Raw genomic sequence first — 19,471 nt, 5'->3', positions numbered from 1 at the left:
CCGGGTTCATGAACCAGCTGAATGGAAATGGCCCGGTGGCTCAGGAAGCGAAGCGGGCTGAAGAGCAGGTGACCGCCAAACTCACCGAGACGAAAAATGCGGCGGGTAACGACTTCAAGAGGGCCCTCAATGCAGCTGCTGGTGCGGTGAACACAGTCGCCGGCGCGGCGGGCGCGGACCCAGGTGCCACCAAGGTGGCATAACTGGTGCCGGACCAGATTCGGTTGGCCGTGCTCCATTCGCATAGGCCCTCAAACCGGACCGCTTGTCGGTCCGGTTTGTCGTTGCTGGTAGGTGTCGCGTGTCCTCGCCTTCCCGGCGTGGGAGGGGTTGCGGTCGTGCCTGGCTCCTCGATGGGTTGGACTCTCAATGCCATTGCATCATTTTTTTCGCGGTATAGGGCGTGTGTTTGTGTACACGTTTGCACTCCTTTTTGTTGGGGAACACAGTGAGGGGCGCCCTATGGCCAGTGCGCCAGCGATGTAGCCAGGAGGAAACGGCAAGGTGGAGAAGACGCAATCGCCCAATCCCGACAGCAAGGAAGCCATCGCAGAGGCGCAACGGCAGCTTGAAGAAGTGCGCACGCAGCTCTCTCAAGCCACCAAGGGGGCGCAGGAGACCATTTCGCGGCAAGTTCAGGCCGCTCGTCAGCGGGTGGAGGTGGCGCAGGCTGACCTGCAGCAGGCCCGCGAGGTGCGGGAACGCTTGGAGGGACGTCGGGAAGAGCCCGGCATCGAGGAGCACTTTCAGCGCATGAGCCTGCTGGAAAAGGTGCATGCGGCCACCGAAACCTTCGCCTCCGTCGAACTGGCCGTGTGGGAGCGAAATGCCCAGCAGTTGGCTGCAATTCCCGCTGGCGAGGATCCGGCCGCTTTGTCGGAGGCGAAGCCTCTTGACTTGCGGATCCCCGTGGCAGACTTGGATTACCTGACGGAGCGCACGCTGCTGGACGTGGCCCTGCTGGAGTACCACTGGTACCGCAATCGGGCAGGCATTGACGTGGTGCTGCGTGCCTCGGGCAATGCGTTTCGCGCCCACGACGGGTCCGAGGATGAGCAGGAGGCGGCCGCAGCGGCCCTCAAGCAGGCGATGGGGGCCGATCAGGACCTCACCATCGCGGTGGGCCGCCTCAGCGCCGTGTTCGAGGAGGCCTTCGCTTTGCTGGACTGGGGGCAGGCTGCCGGGGCGCGTTTGCGTCAGATGCCGGCCGCGGCGCGCCAGACGGCCCTGGAAGATGCGGATTGGAACAAATTGAACGGAAGTTTGCTGGCGATCCTGGAATTGCGGGCCCGCTATGAGGACCATCCCGCTCTGGGACCGCTGTTTGGGGAACGGGACTGACCGTTTCGCTCGTGCCGGTCGAATCCCTGACCCCGGCGGACCTGACCACGCTGGTCCGCGCAACTGATTGGGCCCCGGCTGGTTTGCCGCCTGGAATGTCCTCAGTCTGGCTTCCGAGCTGGCGGTCTCATATGGAGGCCGGCCGCTTGGAGGCGTGGGCCGCTTCATCGCCCGTCGGGGTGGACGGGGTCTTGCTGGTGCAGCCCTTGGCTGCGGGACACGGGACGCTGGTGGCCACGCTGGGGTCCTGGGAGGCCCCTGTTCAGCGGGGCCTGTTGACGGCCTTGCAGAGCCGCTACGAGGTGATCACGGCGGCAGAAGGCATCTTCTCCCACCCTCTGGACGGGTTGCAGGCCGAGGGCTTCCAGGCGTGTCACCGGCAGGAATGGTGTAACACGCTCGCGGCGACGGATTATGCCACCGGGCAGCGGGCAGAGGCCGATTTGTCCCCGTGGGCTCCCGGCGATTGGGAGGAGGCCGCTACCCTGGTGTGTCTTGCCCACGAGGCGCTTCCTTCCGGGCTGCTCCTGGCCTGGCCCGCGGTCCCCTCACGGGCCAACCTGCTGACCGTCCTGAGACGTCTCGTCGCTGAGGACGAGAATTTCCTGCCTGGCGCCTCCTTTGTGGCGCGCGCGGGAGGGCGACTGGTCGGCGTCGTCTGGCTGCAGCGAACGGATCAGGGGCCCCTGTTGTATGAACTGGCCGTCCTGCCGGTGGCGCGTGGAGGAGGGGTGGCCCGCAAGTTGATCCGGGCGGCACAGCGCGCCTTGCTTGAGATGGGTGAGACACGGATGTGGTTCTCCACTTCGGCGGAGAATGTGGATGTGCATCGCCTGTATGTCGACGCCGAGGTGACGCGCCATTCCGTGCAGCGCCTCGCCGTCTGGATTTCCCCTCGGCTTGCTTGACGCATTGAGACACACTTCCCGCGGCGTCGCCGTCCGCCTCTGCTCGGTGTGGTTCTTTCGTGGAGCGTCGCGAGGCCAAGCCAGGAGCAGTTAGCGACTGGCTCGAAGCGGGTACTTGCGGCCCTTTCCGCCATCTTCCATCAGGCTGACGAAGAGGGCCTTGACCTGCTCGTTCAGTTCCCCAGAGAGGGAGAATCCGCCTTCGACGGTCTGGCCGGGCTCCACCCGCAGCAGGGTGGTGTCGACGCTCAGGATGTCCAGCCGCTTGGTCCAATCCCGGCCCGTATCGTCGGCGATGGAGAACAGCTCGGGACGGTCATTTCGACTCAGGAACGAGACGACATCCGGGCTGCGGTTGTCCACGCGCAGTAGAACGCGCGTCCGTCCCCGGGTGACACCCACCTGCTGGATTCCGAGCGTGACCCCTTCGATCGTGATGGGGTAGCTCTGCCAGGCTGCGGGAGAGGGCACGGGCGTGGGGGTGGCCGTTTCGAGCGGTGGGGTGGGAGTGGTCTGGGCCAGCGGAGAGTCGACCGCCACGGGCGGCAGACTGGGCGGCGGTGGCAGCTTGAACATCGTGCGATACGATTGCGAGGTCCAGAGGCCCACCAGCAAGAACAACACGAAGACCACCGCACAGAGTGAGATCAGCAGAGGCCAACCGCTGCGTTCCTCAGTTCTTGGACGCACCATCGGGCTGGGCTCCAGGGCCAGAAACGCTTTCTGGAAGTCCGCGATGGTCGCGAAGCGCCGGTCAGGGTCCACCTCCAAGGCTTTCAGCAGGACGGCGTCCAAGGTGGTGTCACAGTCCAGACTCCAGCTGCTGGGAGGTTGAGGAGGTTGCAGCAGGGCCGCCGTGTAGCGCGCCATGATCACGTTGGCCTCGTAGGGATATTTGCCGCTGACGAGTTCGTACAGCACCACCCCCAAGGAGAAGATGTCGGCGCGCACGTCGGGGTCCTGATTGGCTAGCACCTCCGGCGCCATGTAGCGTGCTGTGCCGGCTGTCTTGTTCAGGTCGGAGTTGCCATTGCGTTCGGCCGTGTGCGCGATGCCGAAGTCCAGCACGGTGGCTTGGCCCTGGTGGTACATGATGTTCTCGGGCTTGATGTCGCGATGGATCACGCCCTGGCTGTGCGCGTATTGCAGGGCATCACCCACCTGAGCCGCGATCTGCTTGATCTGTGGCAAGGTGAGCGGCGTCAGGCTCTCCAGCCACTCTCGGAGCGTTTGACCCTCCAGCCACTCCATGACAATGTAACCGTCCCCGTCTTCGATGAAGTGGTCGAAAACCGAGACGATGTGAGGATGAATCAGACTGCTGGCGAGTTGCGCCTCGCGTAGCAGCTGGTTCAGTTGCCCGTGGCGTTCCGACTCGATCAAGCGGGGATCCAGCAGCACCTTCTTCAGCGCGACGGGCCGCTGCAGTTTCTGGTCGTATGCTTGGAAAACCAGTGAGTTGCGGGTGCGCTTGAGCAGCTTCCGCTGAACGTAGCGTGAGCCTTCCGTCGGGGCAGGGGCCTTCCAGGCGGCCAGCCGTTCGCGGAACGCATGCATGGTCGAGAAGCGTTGAGGTGGGTCGAATTTCAGGGCTTTCTCGACGATCGCATCCAGCGCGGAAGGCACCTCCGGGTTCAGCAGGCTGGGCATTTCGAAGTATTTTTCATCGTGATGACGGGGCAGGCGCCCGGTCAGCAGTTCATACATCAGGGAGCCGAGCGAGAAGATGTCGGCGCGCTGGTCCACGTGGTGGTGGCCGGTCTGTCCGAGTTTGAACTCTGGGGCCACGTAGGGGTTCTCCTGCACCATCTGGCGCAGGTCGAAGGTTGACAGCGTGCTCATGTCCGATTTTTTCGCCAGCCCGAAATTGGCGATCTTGACCACCCCCTTGGCCGCCACGAGAATGTTTTCCGGTCGGACATCGCGATGGACGATGCCCTGGGAGTGGGCATAGACAAGGGCATCGGCCAAGGCAAGCCCGATCGCGACGGCCTGCTCCACCGGCATCCGACTCGGTTGGCGGCGCTGCATGACCTGCGCGAGCGTTTGGCAGTCCTCGATCCATTCGGTGATGACGTAGTAGCAGTCGTCACGCGGGATCACGTGTTCCACATTGACGATGTGGTCGTGACGCAATTGCATCGTCAGCTTGGCTTCCCGCAAGAGTTCATTGCGGACCCGCTCCAGACGCTCAGGTTGTTGGTAAGGATCGTAACTAAGTTCCTGCAACAGGACCGGGCGCTCAAGCACGGTGTCCCAGGCCATATAAGTCGTCTTGTTCTCCCGACGCGAGAGGCAGGACGTGAGCTGATACTGGTTGATCAGCCGGCGTGGACTGTGGGGGCGTAGCTGTTCCGCGATGGCCGCCTGCTCGGGTACGCTCAGCACTGCCACGGGGCGAGCGGGCGTGTTCTGCGTCAGCCAACCGAGGGTCTGATGGAGGGCCAGCACGGGCAAGCCTGCCAGAGTGGCCATCTCGTCGCTCCGCGACACGCCCTCGAGGGGGGAACGGTCAGGGAACACCAGCGCGACATGGATCGGGGCGGAGGGCAGGCCACGCTCGATCAGGAAGCGCTCGAGCCCGAGCCGCTTCAACTCGAGCTGGGGCAGCGGATTGGGGCGTTGCTCCCGGCCCCCGGCAATGAAGACGTGATGCCAGGCCCCCTCGGCAGAGAGCTCAATGCGTCCGTGCCAGTGGCGGTACTCCAGCAGAAAAATGCCGCGCTCATTCAGCAACACCACATCCGTGTCATCGGGTTCGTGGTGAAACTGGTGTCCGGGCAGGCTGAGTTGAGGCAGCACCGTCCAGCCGTTGGGCAGAGGGAGGAGGGCGCTGATGAGGGCGGTCTCGCCTTGCTCGACGAGTTCACGATGGGTGCGGAGTTCTGCCATCCGGGGGCCTGCTGAAGAAGGGCGGGGTCAGGTGCGTTTCTTGCGGCGGCTGGGGGCCGGGTCTGGATGAGTCGGCGAGCCATCGGCCTCTTTGAGGGCCTTGATGCGGTCACGCAGTTCGGCTGCCAGTTCGAAATCGAGAACCGAAGCCGCCTGGCGCATGTCGCTCTCCAGTTGTTTGAGGCGGGCTTCGCGTTCCCGCGGATTGCTCGGAAGGTCCAGGGTGGGCGTGGCTTCTGCCCCGCCAGGCTTCAGGCTCTCGAGGAGTCTGTTGCGGGACGATTTGATGATCGCGCGGGGGGTGATGCCATGCTCCCGATTATACTCCAATTGCCTGACTCGCCGTCGCTCGGTCTCGTCCAGGGCACGCGCCATCGAATCCGTGAGCTTGTCTGCGTACATGATGACCTCGCCGTTGGGGTGACGGGCCGCCCGGCCGATCATCTGGATCAATGACCTTTCCGCGCGCAGGAAACCCTCCTTGTCGGCATCCATGATCGCCACCAGGGACACCTCTGGCAGGTCGAGGCCCTCCCGCAACAGATTGACGCCGATGAGCACGTCGAAGACCCCGTTTCTCAGGTCACGCAAGATCTCCACGCGCTCGAGGGACTGAATGTCGGAGTGCAGGTACTTCACCCGCAAGCCCAGCTCCTGAAAATACTCCGCGAGGTCCTCCGCCATTTTCTTGGTCAGGGTGGTGACCAGCACGCGCTCCTGACGGGTGAGGCGGTCCCGGATGGCGGCCAGCAGGTCGTCGACCTGTCCCTGAATTGGTCTGACGTGGATGGTCGGGTCGATCAGGCCTGTGGGGCGGATGATCTGCTCCACCACCTGGCAAGCAGCCTGGAGTTCGAAGTCACCGGGGGTGGCGGACACGAAGATCCGCTGGCCCACTCGTCCCCAGAATTCCTCGATCTTGAGCGGCCGGTTGTCGAAGGCCGAAGGCAGGCGAAATCCGTGCTCGATCAGCACCTCCTTCCGCGCGCGATCGCCCCGATACATCCCCTGCAGCTGCGGCAGGGTCACGTGGCTCTCGTCGACCACCAGCAGGAAGTCGTCCGGGAAATAATCCAGCAGCGTGGAGGGCGGGCTGCCAGCGGGTCTGCCCGCCAGGATGCGGGAGTAGTTCTCGACCCCGTTGCAATAGCCCACTTCCCGCATCATTTCGAGATCGTAGCGGGTCCTCATCTCGATCCGCTGGGCTTCCAGCAGTTTCCCGTGCGCCTGGAAATGAGCCACGCGGGCATCCAGTTCGGCCTCGATCTCCACCAACGCCCGGGCGAGCTCGTCCTCTGGGGTCACGAAGTGCTTGGCGGGATAGATGAACAGCTTGGGGCGGAGGCCCAGCACCTCTCCCGTGACGGGGTCGATCTCGGAGATGCGATCCACCTCGTCACCAAACAACTCGATGCGAAACACGTTGTCCTCGAACGAGGGCACGATTTCCAGCACGTCGCCGCGCACCCGGAAGCGTCCGCGCATCAGTTCCACATCGTTGCGTTCGTAGTGGCAACTGACCAGATGGCGCAAGAGGCTGTCCCGCGCGATCTCCTCGCCCACCGCAAGTTCCACGCGGCCTTCGAGGTAGGTTTCGGGCATGCCAAGGCCATAGATACAGCTGACGGAGGCCACCACGATCACGTCCCGCCGTTCCAGCAGGCTGCGCGTCGCGCTGTGGCGCAGGCGATCGATCTCGTCGTTGATGGAAGCCGATTTCTCGATGTAGGTGTCCGTGCGAGGAACGTAGGCTTCTGGCTGGTAATAGTCGTAGTAGCTGATGAAGTATTCGACGGCGTTATCCGGGAAAAACTCCCGCAATTCGTTGCACAGCTGCGCCGCCAGGGTCTTGTTGTGGGCCAGCACCAAGGTGGGACGTTGAACGGCTTCGATGGTTTTGGCAATCGTGAAGGTCTTGCCGCTGCCGGTCACGCCCAGCAAGGTCTGCGCCTCATGCCCGCGCTGAACCCCCTCCACCAGCCGATCGATGGCCGTGGGTTGATCGCCGCTGGGAAGGTAGTCGGAGACGACTCGGAGTGCAGACATCCCAGAGCCGCCTCTCTAGCGCAGCGGTCTCATCCCTTGCTCGTGCTGTCGCGCGTCGTGGCGTCTTCGCCGGCTGTCAACTCGCGACGCACGTTGTCTTCCAATTCCCGGGACCCTTTGCGAAACTCCTGGATGCTGCGACCCAGGGCGTTGGCGATCTCCGGAATTTTGCGTGGGCCGAAAACGAGCAGGGCCACCACCAGAATGATCGCAAGTTCGTGAAAACCGATGGGCATGAGACACCTCCAGGACCTTGGCATTATAGCCGTTTGCAGCGTTTCCCGCTGTCTCGGTCACAGAACGGCCCGATCGCGGCCCCTAGAATCGATCCGTTGTCACGGATGCAAGCGCAGTCAACGGGGAATTCGCCAGCGTGCAACCAGAAGATCTGAGGAGGCTGTCGGAGGAATTGGCCCTGAGCCCCTCCGGTTTGCGCAAACGCATTCATGCGCTGGGACTGCAGCCAGGTCGCGGGAGCCGCGGGCGTTTCGTCGTCTCCGCTGAGCTGGCCGACACCCTGCGGGAGGCGGATCGTTGGTTCAAATCCGGGGCCGGCACGGACACGGTCAGGCGGAGGTTAGGGTTGTGCCCGGTCGTGCCTCCCTCTCCGACCCCGGTTGATTTCGCCTCGCCGACGAGGCACGGGCGAGGAACTCCCCCGGCCGTGCCTGAGGGGAGCGTCGAAGACTTGCCACCTGGCGTTTCTCAGGGGCACCGCCCGCCTGCCTGTGCAGCGGACGCCGAAGCCAGTGACAGCGAAGGACCTGACGGCCTGTCGGACGTGTTGGCGCTGGAGGACGGGGGCGACAAGGATGTGCTGCCGCTTCTGTCCATCGCGCATCAGGAGCCGCCGTTCGAATCGCCCTACCAGGTGAGAGAACTGGTCAGCCAAGCCGTGGCCCAGGCTGTTCGACTCGAAACCGAATTGGCGGAAAAATACGCGCGGGCCACGCATCGCATCGGCGAACTGGAAGAACGGACACGAACGCTGGAGGCGGAGCGGGACAGGCTCGTTTCGGAACTCGCGCAGTATCGGATCGTCAGTCGTTGGGTGCGTCGACCTTGGTGGAAGTTCTGGTGAGCCCATAGGCAGCCCCGCGGCCCTCTGGTAGGATGTTGCGCAGCTTCTCATCCCGCCTGGTTTCGCCTGAATGTCCATTCGCACGATCCTCTGGTTGGCCTCGTCGCTGTTCATGCTGACGGCTTGCGCCGTGTTTATCTGGCATCAGCGGGCGAGTGTCGACTGGTCCTACACCGTTTTCGCCTTCGGCGCGCTGACAGCCTTGGTGGTGCTGTGGGCGGAGTGGGCGATCGCCTCTCCTCTGGACCGCATGGTTTCCAACCTTCAGCCTGACCCGCGCGGCCACTGCGAGACGGTTTCGAAACCCACCGGGTGGTGGACGCCGCACGAACTTCGCGTGCTGTGGCGTTCGCAGCGCGGCCTGCAGGAGCAGGCGGCCCATTTGCGGCTGGCCAAAGAAGGACTCGAGGCTCGTTTGGAGGCGGTGGAAGACGAGGCCCGCCTGCTGCGCGCAGCCAATGGCCTGCTGTACTCCGAAGAGTGGGTGCCGGAGACGGTGTTCTCCTTTCTCGAAGATCTCGCGGGACTCCTCGGGGCCGCCGAGGTCTGGCTCGTGCCGGTCCGGCGCCATCCGTCGTCGCCGCTGTTCGGGAGCCGGGGCGTGCCACCCTGGGCTGATCTGATCCGTCCACGGGCGTCGGCCGTCTGGAGTGAACTGATCGCCTCACCCTTGCCTCGCCTGGTCTGCGTGCTGCCGGGCGTATTGCCAGCGGCGGTACCGCTGGGGGGCGAATCCCTGACGGTCTACCCACTGTTCCATCGGGGGCGTCCACAAGGCTTCCTGCTGGTGCGCTGGGGGCTCGCGGAACCACCCTGGGCGCCCAAGGTCGCGACCTTGCTGAAGCACATCGCACCAGCCCTGGCCGCCGCCATGTATCCCTATCGCTGGCCCGACGGACGGCGGGTTTTCTCGTCCGATGAGCAGGCTTACATGGCCTCGGCCTTCGCGGAGAGCTGAGGTGCGCATCATCGCGGGGCGCGCGCGGGGCCGTCTCTTGCAGACCCTGCCGGGACAAGCGACCCGCCCGACCCAAGGCAAGGTGCGGGCCGCCCTGTTCAGCATTCTGACGCCAAGGTTGCCTGATTCACGCTGGCTCGACCTGTTTGCCGGCAGCGGGGCGGTCGGTTTGGAGGCCGCGAGCCGGGGGGCTGCCCGCGTGGTGCTGGTGGAGCGGTTGCCGGAGGCCTTGCGCGTGATCCGCGCCAATGTGGGGGCCACCCGCCTGGTGGTGGAAGTGTTGCCGCAGGACGCCAGTGCAGCCCTGCAAGGGCTGAAAGGACAGCTTTTCGACGTGGTCTTCGCCGATCCCCCCTACGCGGAATCGGCGGAACTGTGGCTGGGACGCATTGACGCGGCCGAGCTTCTCGCGCCCGGTGGTTGTGTCGTGCTGGAGCATCACCGTGACAGCGATGTCCCAGAGTCCGTCGGGGCTCTGACCCGAACCGCCACGCGCGTTTATTCCGGGACCGCGCTGAGCTTTTACGCATGTGGCGAGGAGGACCGATCACGCGAGGCCACCGGTTGACGCGGGACGGCTGACGAGCGGGCCTCCGGCCAGGCTCCCACGCGCCGGCCGTGGTACGATTTTGATTCCTGGCTGGTTGGCGTTGGAGGCTGGCTCGGCGCCGTCCCACCCCCTGTTTTCCACGAAGGACCTTCCACCGTGCGCTGGACCATCCTGGCGATGGGCAAATTGAAGGAGCCCCACTGGCGGGCGGCGGCAGACGAGTACCTCAAGCGGCTGCGCAGCTATCGTCCCATCGAGGTCCAGGAGTTGACGGATGAACGGGCCGACCCAGGAGACGCACCGGCTCGCGTGGCGCAGGTGAAGGGCCGCGAAGCGGAACGGATCCTGGAACAGCTCAAGCCGGGGACCCGCATGGTGGCCCTCTGGGAGCGTGGCCTGAACCTCGATTCGGTGCAGCTCGCGAGACGTCTTGCCGCGGACGAGACCGAAGGCGGACGCGAACTGGCGTTCGTGATCGGTGGGGCCAATGGCCTCGATGCCCGCGTGTTGGACCGGGCCGACTGGTGCCTTTCCCTCTCCAGCCTCACCTTCCCGCATCAACTGGCTCGGGTGGTCTTGCTGGAGCAGCTGTATCGGGTGGAGCGCATCCTCCGTCAGGAGCCCTATCACAAGTGAGCAAACAAGCGGTGCTGGTCTCGGTTTCCAGCGTGCAAGAGGATCAGGGTGCGCGCTCCGCGACGCGCAGAGAACACCTGGGCTGGCGACACCGGCAGCCCGATGGCGCCTATCTCCTGTTTGATGATGAGGGGACCCGAACCACCATCAAGCTGCTGCCGGAGGAGGTTCGCATCTACCGACGCGGGCTGCTCAACGGCTGGCAGTACCATCGCCTGGCAGAACTCACGGGAGGGCTGCTTGCCCTCGGCGAAGGTCCTCGTGGTGAAATGGTATTGCGCGTGCAGACTCGGGCCCTCAGCTGGGTGGACGATGATTCGACGGGGCGGCTCTGTCTCGTCTACGATCTGTTCTCGGCCGATGCCCCGGAGCCTGATTCCGAGCCGGAGACCCTGTCGCTCGGACGTTTCACGCTTGACCTGGCCTGGTCGCTTGTCCAGACCTGACGCCTCGGAAGGACCCTTGTATGTTGAAATCTCAGATTGCGGCTGCCCTTACTGTTGCCTTGCGCAAGGCCTCCGAAGCGGGTGATTTCGCCGTGGAGAGTCTTCCGACTCCCGGCGTTGAGGTGCCACGTGACCCTCAGCACGGCGACTATGCCAGCAACATCGCCATGGTGCTGGCCAAGCCGGCGCGCATGGCCCCCCTGAAGATTGCCGAGGCGATCGCCCGGCACGCCTCGCTCGATGGGCCAATCGCCTCGGTCGAGGTGGCGCCGCCCGGCTTCATCAATCTGCGCCTGTCGCAGGCCTGGCTGGCTGAGAACCTGCGGATGATTCTGCGGCAGCAGGCGGCTTACGGCCACAGCGAGGTGGGCCGTGGGGAACGGGTGCTGCTGGAGTATGTGTCGGCCAACCCGACGGGCCCCTTGCACGTGGGGCATGGGCGCTGGGCGGCGATCGGCTCGGGGCTCGCTCACGTGCTGCGGGCGGCCGGATTTGCCGTGGATCAGGAATTTTACGTCAACGATGCGGGCAATCAGATGCAGCTGCTCGGGCGCTCGCTGGAGGCGAGGCTGCGTCAACGCCAGGGGGAGGCGGTCGAGGTGCCGGAAGACGGCTACCACGGTGCCTATATGGCGGAGGTGGCCGCCCGAGCCGAGAGCGCCCTGGGGCTGGGTATCCTGCAAGCCCCCGAGGAGGAACGCCTGAATGCCTTGACCGACTTTGCTCGCGACACCTTGCTCGCGATGCAGCAGGCCACGCTGGCTCAGATGGGCACCCGCTTCGACCACTATTTTTCCGAGCGCAGCCTGCACCAGGCGGGGCGGGTCGACGAGGCGATCGCCCGCCTCAAAGAGACCGGTCACCTGTATCAGCAGGATGGCGCCTGGTGGTTGCGCTCGACGGACTTCGGTGATGACAAGGATCGGGTCGTGATCCGGGAAAATGGTCAGCCCACTTACCTGGCGGCAGACATTGCCTATCACTGGGACAAGTTGCAACGTGGTTACACGCGCCTGGTGAACATCATGGGCGCCGACCACCACGGCTACGTGGCGAGATTGTCAGCGGCCGTGCAGGCCCTTGGGGGCGAGGCCCGGACCCTGCACGTGATCATCGGCCAGATGGTCAATCTTTTCCGGGATGGCGAACCGGTGCGGATGTCCAAACGCAGCGGGGAAATGGTCACCCTGCAGGAAGTGCTCGATGAAGTGGGTGCCGATGCGGCTCGCTACTTCCTCTTGATGCGTTCCACCGACACGACCTTGGACTTTGACCTGGCCCTGGCGGTGAAAGAATCGGCCGACAACCCGGTCTTCTACGTCCAGTATGCTCACGCGCGAATTTGCAGCATTCTGCGGATGGCGCAGCAGGCCCATCCGGGGCTGGTGCTGGAGGGAGACGCGCTGAGTGACGCGGACCTGTCCTTGCTGGTCACCCCGGATGAGCGACAGCTCTTGCTCAAGCTGGCGCTGTTCCCGGATGAGGTGGCCTCAGCTGCCCTGGCCATGGAACCCTATCGAATCGCGCGCTTTGCCCAGGAACTGGCGGCTGGTTTCCATCAGTTTTACACCAACTGCCGCGTGCTGACGGACGACCAGGCCCTCATGCGCGCCCGGCTGGCGCTGATCATCGCGGCTCGGATCGTGCTGCGCAATGCCCTGGCGGATTTGCTGGGGGTGTCTGCTCCCGAGCGTATGGAGTCGCTCGCGGTGGGAGCTGGGCTGCCCACGGCCCCGCTGGGAGACGAGCGATAGGGGTCACACTGGCGGCGCCTGGCGTCGGGTAATATGTCGGTGCAGGGGTGGTCCTTCGGGAACCTGCGAGGCGCCGAGCCCGCCCTTCGAGTGAAGGTGGCTGGTGGGGCCTTCCGAAAGGAGCGACATGTCGGCGGATACGGCGGAATTTTCCGCTGAGAAGCAGATCCTGGTGACGCTGGGGGACAAGGCCCTCGAGGCGTTCGTTCAGATCGTGCCGCCGCTGCCCGTGGAGCCGGGCGAGATCGAGTTTGCGCTGGCCGCCGCAGGCGTGGTGTTTGGTGTCGATGCGGCAGCGGTGCGCGAGGTGGCCCTGGGGCCCTCGTCCGACCCGATGCTGGTCGCCAGAGGCGCTGCACCGGAGCCGGGGCAGGACGCCGTGGTCAACTACTTCTTTCGCAGTGCGGACCAGCGGCGCGGCAAGCCTCGCGAACTGGCTGATGGGCGCGTCGATCACCGCGAGCTTCAGACCATCGAGAACGTAACCAAAGGCCAGGTCCTGGCGGCCAAAACCCCGGCTCGTCCTGCCAAACCCGGCACCAGCGTGCTGGGAGAGCCCTTGACGAGCAAGGATGGAAAAGACGTTCCGCTGCGCGCAGGGGCCAATGTCGAATTGTCGGAGGACGAGCTTTTTGCCACCGCGCTAATGGATGGTCAGCCAGCCCTGGACGGCCCTCGCATTTCGGTGCAGCCGATCGTGGTGGTCTCCGGGGACGTCGACTACGCCATCGGCAATATCAACTTTCAGGGCTCCGTCAAGATCAGCGGCAACGTGTTGCCCGGCTTCACCGTCAAGGCGACGCAGGACATCGAGATTGGCGGGGTGGTGGAGGGCGCCTCGCTGGAAGCGGGTGGTGCGGTGAGCGTGAAGGGCGGGGTTCGTCAGCATTCCGTGGTGACGGCGCACGGCGACGTGACCGCCAAATTCATCGATTCCGAGTCGAGCGTGACCACACGGTCCAACATTGTGGTGGTCGAGTCGTCCATGCACTCGTATCTGACGGCTGGTCTCTCGATCAAGATCGGCAAGAAGTTGATCGGGGGGCACGTGCTGGCCGGCGAGTACGTGGCGGCCGACGAGGTGGGGGTGGCGGGCGGAACCACCACCGTGATCGACGTGCGTCATTCGCGGCAGGCCCGTGTGATTCAACAGATCGAGCGGGCCATCCAGATCCTCACGACTCAACTGGCGACGGTCAACCAGACCTTCCACGCCATCCTGAGCAATCCAAACGCACCCGCCGGTGCCTACGAGAAGACGCGCGAGGTCAAATTGCAGATTGAGGCCCGTCTGGACCAGTTCACGGTGGAACTGCTCGAGCGGCGCGCGGACTTTCCTGCGGAGAGTCTCAGGCCGGTGTTCGTGGTCTCGGCGGGCGGCTTTCATCCTGGCGTGATGATGCACCTCAACAAGGCGTACTACCAGATCGACAGTCGCTCGCCGTTCACCCGCATCAGCGAGTTGAACGGGGTGATTCACCCCTCGTCCTGAGCCAACCGGGCTACGCGGTCAGGGCTCGTCGCGCTGGAGCGGGGTCTCTCCTTGCAGGACCCCCATGGTCAGCGCATAGAGGCGTGAGGTGTGGCCACGACCGCGATCTTCGCGCGGATGGACCATGGGATGGGGGATGCCCTCGCTGGCGGAATAGCGGTACAGGCCGCGGGAGGAGTTGCCCCAATTGGCGAACAAGGTTCGGATGGCCGCTTCGTCAGCGGCGTCATCAGCGGCGGTCACGAAGACCTGCAGCACGCTCTGCCCCCGGGCTGACGCCCGGATCACGTCGGTGCCGTAGCGGGCCGCGGCGTAGACCGCGCTGGCGGGGAAGTAGGAGTGACCGGGGCGTTGGCCACTGATGGTTTCCTGGCGACACTCCGGCCCCCAGCTGTGGGTGAAACCGTCCAGGCTGGGGCCTGCACGGTCCGCGAACAGGAAGTCGAAGGCCCCGACCAGCCGGAAGAGACGGTCCACCCGCTCGTGGCGTGGCCAGAGGAAGGGCGCGTAGGCCACCGTGCAGCGCACCTCACGATGGCGTTCGGCCACATCCAAGGCCACGTTTCCACCGACCGAGAGGCCCAGCACACTGACGGGCCCCCCCAGCTGACGAGCAATGCCCAGCGTGCGGTCGCCGAAATGGCGGTAGGCCTCCCACTGGGTGCTGCGGGGAAGCTGGCCAGGGTCTTCGTCGCCGCTCGGGGACTTCACGCCGTGACCGGGCAGGCGCGGCACAAACACGTTGAAGCCCGCCTGGAACGCCAGGGGGGCCAGGTGTTCGTACTGCCAGGTTCCAGCGGTGAAACCGTGATACATCACCAGGGTGCCGCGTGGGGGCTTGTCAGGGTGGAGCCAGGCCCGCGTTTCACTTCCGCGCTGGAGGGGGACCTGTCGTTCCGCTGCCTGAAATTGTCGGAGGGCCGCCACACCCCGCTGGTAGGCGGTGGGGGGGAGGTTGACGTGCGAAGCTAGCTCAAGCAAAGGCCACGGACCGCTGGCTTGCCGCGGCACTGGGGACGCTGGCAGGCTGGGGGGACAGGTCAGGGTTCGAGCCCCGGCCTCCTGACATATACCGCGCGAGGCGAGGGCTGGAACAAGCCTGTTCGTGGCGCCTGCCTTTCATACTCGGCAGGCGGCGCGGTATGATCGAACAGACGCTAGCAGCCCTTTCTCCGGAGGCGCATTGACTCCACTGGAAACTCCCCCGGTTATTCCCCGTTCCGCTGACTGGTTGGCCCGTCAGGCACGTGCGCCGCTTTTCGAGGCGATGCGCGACTACGCTCAGAAGGACATGTCGGCCTTCCATACCCCTGGACACAAGCAAGGCCGTGGGGCCGACCCCGAGTTTCGGGCGTTGGTCGGCGACGGGATGCTGCGCATGGACCTGTGCGAGCTGCCGGAGGTGGACAACCTGCACGATCCGGATGGCGTGATCAAGGACGCTCAAGAGTTGGCGGCGGAGGCTTACGGCGCCGAACACAGCTTTTTCCTGGTGAATGGCTCGACCACCGGTAACAACGTCATGGTGATGACGGTTTGCGACCCCGGCGACCAGATCATCCTGCCGCGCAACGCCCATAAATCGATGCTGGGCGGCACGATTCTGTCGGGCGCGCGTCCTTGCTGGATGCAGCCTAGCTGGGACGATGACCTGTGTGTGGCGCATGGCGTCACCCCTGAGGAGGTCGAGGCGGCCTTGCGGGCCTACCCCGAGGCCAAGGGTCTCTGTCTGGTTCACCCTACCTATTTCGGAGGAGTGGCGGACCTTCGCCGCATCGCCGACCTCTGCCACGCCCACGGCAAGCCTTTGCTGGTGGACGAGGCCCATGGACCGCATTTCCATTTTCACGAAGGGCTGCCGGTTTCGGCGATCGAGGCCGGGGCGGATATGGTGGTGCAATCCACGCACAAGATCATTTCCGGCATGACCCAGGCCTCGATGCTGCACGTGCAGGGCCGGCGCGTGAACGTCAACCGCGTGCGCAACGTGCTGCAGCTGATTCAGAGCACCAGTCCGAACTACGTGCTGATGGCCTCGTTGGATACGGCGCGACGCCAGATGGCGATGTCCGGTCACGCGATGCTGGGGGAGACGGTGCGTCTGGCCGAAACCGCACGCGCCCGGCTCAATGAAATTCCCGGCATCTATGCCTTCGGTCGGGAACGCTGTGCCCCAGGTGGTTTGCATGACCTGGATGTCACCAAGTTGACGATCAACGTCACGGGCCTCGGGATGACCGGTTTCATGGCCCTCGATGTGCTGAATCAGGAATTCAATGTGCAGTCTGAGATGGCGACGCTGCACAACGTCCTGTTGATCGTGACGCTCGGCAATGACCAGAGGGATCTCGACCGGGTGGTCGATGCGTTTCGCGTGCTTTCGGAACGGGCGCAACGCTGGAACACCATGGGGACCAGCGCGTTACCCACCAGCTTGCCCATGCCCTCGGGGCTGCCTGAGCAGGCCCTGACCCCGCGCGAGGCCTTCTTTGCCACCACCGAGATCGTGCCTTTCGACACCTCCATGGGACGGGTCTGCGCCGAATTTGTCGCGCCCTACCCGCCCGGGATTCCGATCCTGGCTCCTGGTGAGGTGATCTCGGCCGAGGCCATCGAGTACCTCAAGGTGGTGCATCAGATGGGCGGCTTCATCAATGGCCCGGAAGATGTCCGTCTGAGGACCATCAAGGTGGTGGCCCACCCGACGCCCCATGTCTGAGCGCTTTGCGCACAGGCTCCAGCGGGGCGTTCCCTATTTCAAGTTCATCGGTGGCGCGAACCTGCGGGACCTGCTGGTGGTCGAGCGACTGGCCACGCTGTATGCGCTGGCCGGTGCGACCCTGATCGATGTGGCGGCCGAGCCGGCCGTGGTGGCCGCCGCGCGCCGCGGCATCTTGACCGCTCGTCGCTGGCACGAACAGCGGCTGCCGTGGCTGGTGGCGCTCGCGCAGACCGGTCCGCAGGACTTCTTCGAACCTCTCGTCATGGCGAGCATCACCTTGGAGGGCGATCGCCACACGCAAATTGCGGTGGTCGATGATCCGCTGTGCGTCACGTGCGATCGCTGTACGCCCGTCTGCCCGCCCGGCTCCATCGTCAACGGGACCGTCAAGGACATCATTTGCACGGGCTGTGGCCTGTGTGTGCCGGTCTGTCCCACCGCCTGCATCTCGCTCCAACCGAGAGACACGATGCCTGACCTCGAGGCCTGCCGCGATGCCGGCGCGGAAGCGTTGGAAATCCACACGGGCGTCGCCTCGGAGCCCGAATTGCGAGAGATGGCAGGCGTCGCTCGCGATTGGCAACGTCGGGGAGGGTTGTTATCCTATAGCCTGGACGGCCACCAGCTGGGCTACCCCCGCATCAAGGCCTTGACCCGGGAGCTGGGGAAGGTGGGAGTCATCATTCAAGCGGATGGCAAGCCAATCAGCGGGACTCAGGGCCTTCGCTCCACCATCCCGGCCGTGCGCCTGGCGCGGACCTTGAGCGCCCTTGGAACGGGCGCCTGGATTCAGCCCGCCGGGGGGACCAACGACCAGACCGGTCCCCTCTCCCGGCGTCTGAATCTGAGCATTGCCGGCGTTGGCATGGGCTCCTTCGCTCGCCGCGTGGCGCGCGAGTTGGAAGCTGGTGCAGACTCGCCAGCCGTCTGGGCTCGGGCCCTGGATGAGGCCCGGCAACTCGTGAAGACCGTACACGATGCAGGAAGCCTGACAGGGCCTGCCTACTCGGTTTCGGGGCGTTACGATAGAGGAGGGGTTGCGAGTGGCGGGTGATGTGCGGATCCACGAAAAACGGGTGACCGATAACCTGGGGCAGCTGCTGGATATGGTGCCCCATCGCATTGCCGAGGTCTTGCGCGAGCAGGAAGGCCTCGATGACCTGATCGAGATCGTCATGGACCTGGGCCGCATTCCGGAAGCCAGATTTCCGGGACGCTGGGTTTATCTGGGGGCGGAGCCGGTCCGCCAGGAAGACCTCGACCACGCCGTGGGACGCGTGGGGGCCTTCAGTGGCGACAACCGGGCTGGCATCGAGCGCACCTTGCACCGCATCAGCGCCATTCGGAACCGCCAGGGCCGCATCATCGGTCTCACGTGTCGGGTCGGGCGAGCCATCCTGGGCACCATCGACATGATCCGCGACCTGGTCGAAAGCGGCCGTTCGATTCTGATCATGGGTCGCCCGGGAGTTGGCAAGACGACCAAACTGCGGGAAATCGCGCGGGTGCTGTCGGATGACCTCAACAAACGGGTGATCGTGATTGATACCAGCAATGAAATTGCCGGCGATGGGGACATTCCTCATCCGGCAATCGGTCGATCGCGCCGGATGCAGGTGACCACCCCCGATGCCCAGGAGGGTGTGATGATCGAGGCGGTCGAGAATCACATGCCGGAAGTCATCGTGATTGACGAGATCGGCACGGAAAAGGAAGCCTATGCGGCGCGCACCATCGCCGAGCGCGGGGTGCAGCTGATCGGAACCGCGCACGGAAATTCGCTGGAAAATCTTCTCATGAACCCCACCCTGTCCGACCTGGTGGGGGGCATCCAGTCGGTGACCCTGTCCGACGAGGAGGCGCGTCGTCGCGGAACGCAGAAGACCATTCTGGAGCGTAAGGCGCCGCCGACCTTCGACATCGCCATCGAGCTTCAGGACCGCGACCGGCTGGCCATTCATCAGGACGTGGCCGAGGTGGTGGACCAGTTGTTGCGGGGCTATGTCCCGCAGCCTGAAATCCGGGCCCTCGATGAGCAGGGGCAAGTCAAGGTCCTCAAGGAGTCGGTCTACGAGACCCAGGAACGCTCGGAACGGGAGCAGTCCGAAGCCCAAGGCAAGATGCGCATCTTCCCTTACGCGGTCAGTCGCTCCCAACTCGAACGCGTCATCCGCACCCTGCGGGTGCCCGCGATCGTGACCAAGAACGTGTCGGATGCTGATGTGGTGCTGGTCTTGAAGAGCTATGCGCGCAATGGCGGTCAGATCTTCGAACAGGCCCAGCGCAAGAACATTCCAGTCTATGTGGTGAAGGCGAACACCATTCCTCAGATTCAGAAGTCGATGCGCGAGGTCATGCACCTCGACCAGACCCCTGGTCAGGGCGCGCTCACCGGGCCGCTCGGCCCCCTCCCCAAGACGCACGAGGCGGCCTTGCCAGACGCGCTGACCGAGGACGAGGAGGAAGCGATCCAGGAGACGCAAGCGGCTATCGAGTCGGTGCTTTCCAGCGCGGAGCCGGCCGAGTTGAACCCCGCCTCCCCCAAGATTCGCCGCATCCAGCACATGATGGCCGAACGCTACAATCTTCGCTCCGAGTCCTACGGTGAGGAGCCTAACCGGCGTTTGCGCATCTTCCCCGGTTGA

At 64.6% G+C, this 19,471-nt stretch carries 17 protein-coding genes; 13 read left to right on the top strand and 4 right to left on the bottom strand.

Going from position 1 to position 19,471, the window contains the following annotated elements; translation table 11 throughout:
- From VKP62_08125 to VKP62_08115, 3 genes are all read left to right on the top strand, one after another.
- On the top strand, window positions 1-203 hold a 203-nt coding region (locus VKP62_08125; GenBank protein MEB3197158.1), incomplete at its 5' end, for a hypothetical protein.
- A gap of 301 nt (window positions 204-504) precedes the next feature.
- Complete coding sequence (locus VKP62_08120) at window positions 505-1,341, top strand: hypothetical protein (GenBank protein ID MEB3197157.1); 837 nt, start codon at window positions 505-507, stop codon at window positions 1,339-1,341.
- A gap of 146 nt (window positions 1,342-1,487) precedes the next feature.
- Window positions 1,488-2,249 carry a GNAT family N-acetyltransferase gene (locus VKP62_08115; GenBank protein ID MEB3197156.1) on the top strand — a complete coding sequence of 254 codons (762 nt, stop codon included), beginning with the start codon at window positions 1,488-1,490 and terminating at the stop codon, window positions 2,247-2,249.
- A gap of 90 nt (window positions 2,250-2,339) precedes the next feature.
- Here the strand turns inward: VKP62_08115 and VKP62_08110 are convergent, their stop codons facing one another.
- Genes VKP62_08110 through VKP62_08100 form a run of 3 tightly spaced genes read right to left on the bottom strand, consistent with a single transcriptional unit; the run spans window position 2,340 to window position 7,423 of the window.
- Complete coding sequence (locus tag VKP62_08110; protein ID MEB3197155.1) at window positions 2,340-5,141, bottom strand: protein kinase; 2,802 nt, start codon at window positions 5,139-5,141, stop codon at window positions 2,340-2,342.
- A 27-nt stretch (window positions 5,142-5,168) separates the two neighbouring features.
- Window positions 5,169-7,187 (bottom strand): excinuclease ABC subunit UvrB, encoded by a 2,019-nt coding sequence (uvrB, locus tag VKP62_08105; GenBank protein MEB3197154.1) that lies wholly within the window; start codon window positions 7,185-7,187, stop codon window positions 5,169-5,171.
- Window positions 7,188-7,216: 29 nt separating this feature from the next.
- Window positions 7,217-7,423: a twin-arginine translocase TatA/TatE family subunit gene (locus VKP62_08100; protein ID MEB3197153.1), complete on the bottom strand. Its 207-nt coding sequence runs from the start codon at window positions 7,421-7,423 to the stop codon at window positions 7,217-7,219.
- Window positions 7,424-7,851: 428 nt separating this feature from the next.
- On the opposite strand from VKP62_08100, the gene VKP62_08095 reads away from it, so the two are divergent.
- From VKP62_08095 to VKP62_08065, 7 genes are all read left to right on the top strand, one after another.
- Window positions 7,852-8,268, top strand: coding sequence for a hypothetical protein (locus VKP62_08095; GenBank protein ID MEB3197152.1), 417 nt, complete (start codon window positions 7,852-7,854; stop codon window positions 8,266-8,268).
- Window positions 8,269-8,338: 70 nt separating this feature from the next.
- Window positions 8,339-9,226: a hypothetical protein gene (locus VKP62_08090; GenBank protein ID MEB3197151.1), complete on the top strand. Its 888-nt coding sequence runs from the start codon at window positions 8,339-8,341 to the stop codon at window positions 9,224-9,226.
- A gap of 1 nt (window position 9,227) precedes the next feature.
- On the top strand, window positions 9,228-9,794 hold the full coding sequence (gene rsmD, locus VKP62_08085) for a 16S rRNA (guanine(966)-N(2))-methyltransferase RsmD (protein MEB3197150.1): 567 nt from the start codon (window positions 9,228-9,230) through the stop codon (window positions 9,792-9,794).
- A gap of 138 nt (window positions 9,795-9,932) precedes the next feature.
- Window positions 9,933-10,412, top strand: a complete 480-nt coding sequence (locus tag VKP62_08080) for a 23S rRNA (pseudouridine(1915)-N(3))-methyltransferase RlmH (GenBank protein MEB3197149.1) — start codon at window positions 9,933-9,935, stop codon at window positions 10,410-10,412.
- Window positions 10,409-10,858 carry a DUF1934 domain-containing protein gene (locus tag VKP62_08075; protein ID MEB3197148.1) on the top strand — a complete coding sequence of 150 codons (450 nt, stop codon included), beginning with the start codon at window positions 10,409-10,411 and terminating at the stop codon, window positions 10,856-10,858. The genes VKP62_08080 and VKP62_08075 overlap by 4 nt, the downstream gene beginning before the upstream one ends.
- A 20-nt stretch (window positions 10,859-10,878) precedes the next feature.
- Entirely contained in the window at window positions 10,879-12,612 is a 1,734-nt protein-coding gene (gene argS, locus VKP62_08070; protein MEB3197147.1) for an arginine--tRNA ligase, read from the top strand.
- Between the two features lie 127 nt (window positions 12,613-12,739).
- Window positions 12,740-14,104, top strand: a complete 1,365-nt coding sequence (locus VKP62_08065) for a FapA family protein (GenBank protein ID MEB3197146.1) — start codon at window positions 12,740-12,742, stop codon at window positions 14,102-14,104.
- 18 nt (window positions 14,105-14,122) lie between these two features.
- On the opposite strand, the gene VKP62_08060 is transcribed toward VKP62_08065, so the two are convergent.
- Complete coding sequence (locus VKP62_08060) at window positions 14,123-15,085, bottom strand: alpha/beta fold hydrolase (GenBank protein MEB3197145.1); 963 nt, start codon at window positions 15,083-15,085, stop codon at window positions 14,123-14,125.
- Window positions 15,086-15,287: 202 nt separating this feature from the next.
- Between VKP62_08060 and VKP62_08055 the strand changes: the two genes are divergently transcribed.
- From VKP62_08055 to VKP62_08045, 3 genes are read left to right on the top strand one after another with little or no spacing between them, the layout of a single operon-like run.
- Complete coding sequence (locus VKP62_08055) at window positions 15,288-16,823, top strand: aminotransferase class I/II-fold pyridoxal phosphate-dependent enzyme (GenBank protein ID MEB3197144.1); 1,536 nt, start codon at window positions 15,288-15,290, stop codon at window positions 16,821-16,823.
- Window positions 16,816-17,880, top strand: coding sequence for an LdpA C-terminal domain-containing domain (locus VKP62_08050; GenBank protein ID MEB3197143.1), 1,065 nt, complete (start codon window positions 16,816-16,818; stop codon window positions 17,878-17,880). Before VKP62_08055 ends, VKP62_08050 begins: the two co-directional genes overlap by 8 nt.
- 52 nt (window positions 17,881-17,932) lie before the next feature.
- On the top strand, window positions 17,933-19,471 hold the full coding sequence (locus VKP62_08045; protein ID MEB3197142.1) for a R3H domain-containing nucleic acid-binding protein: 1,539 nt from the start codon (window positions 17,933-17,935) through the stop codon (window positions 19,469-19,471).

Source organism: Candidatus Sericytochromatia bacterium (assembly GCA_035285325.1).
Classification (GTDB): Bacteria; Cyanobacteriota; Sericytochromatia; order S15B-MN24; family JAQBPE01; genus JAYKJB01.
Note: the sequence above shows the minus strand (reverse complement) of the source record. Positions and strands in the feature narration are given on the sequence as shown.

What these genes read in the sequence shown, in the direction of transcription:
- VKP62_08110 (MEB3197155.1), bottom strand. Translation starts at nt 5,141, where the DNA reads ATGGCAGAACTCCGCACCCATCGTGAACTCGTCGAGCAAGGCGAGACC.
- VKP62_08100 (MEB3197153.1), bottom strand. Translation starts at nt 7,423, where the DNA reads ATGCCCATCGGTTTTCACGAACTTGCGATCATTCTGGTGGTGGCCCTG.
- VKP62_08065 (MEB3197146.1), top strand. Translation starts at nt 12,740, where the DNA reads ATGTCGGCGGATACGGCGGAATTTTCCGCTGAGAAGCAGATCCTGGTG.
- argS (MEB3197147.1), top strand. Translation starts at nt 10,879, where the DNA reads ATGTTGAAATCTCAGATTGCGGCTGCCCTTACTGTTGCCTTGCGCAAG.
- VKP62_08050 (MEB3197143.1), top strand. Translation starts at nt 16,816, where the DNA reads ATGTCTGAGCGCTTTGCGCACAGGCTCCAGCGGGGCGTTCCCTATTTC.
- VKP62_08045 (MEB3197142.1), top strand. Translation starts at nt 17,933, where the DNA reads ATGGTGCCCCATCGCATTGCCGAGGTCTTGCGCGAGCAGGAAGGCCTC.
- uvrB (MEB3197154.1), bottom strand. Translation starts at nt 7,187, where the DNA reads ATGTCTGCACTCCGAGTCGTCTCCGACTACCTTCCCAGCGGCGATCAA.
- VKP62_08090 (MEB3197151.1), top strand. Translation starts at nt 8,339, where the DNA reads ATGTCCATTCGCACGATCCTCTGGTTGGCCTCGTCGCTGTTCATGCTG.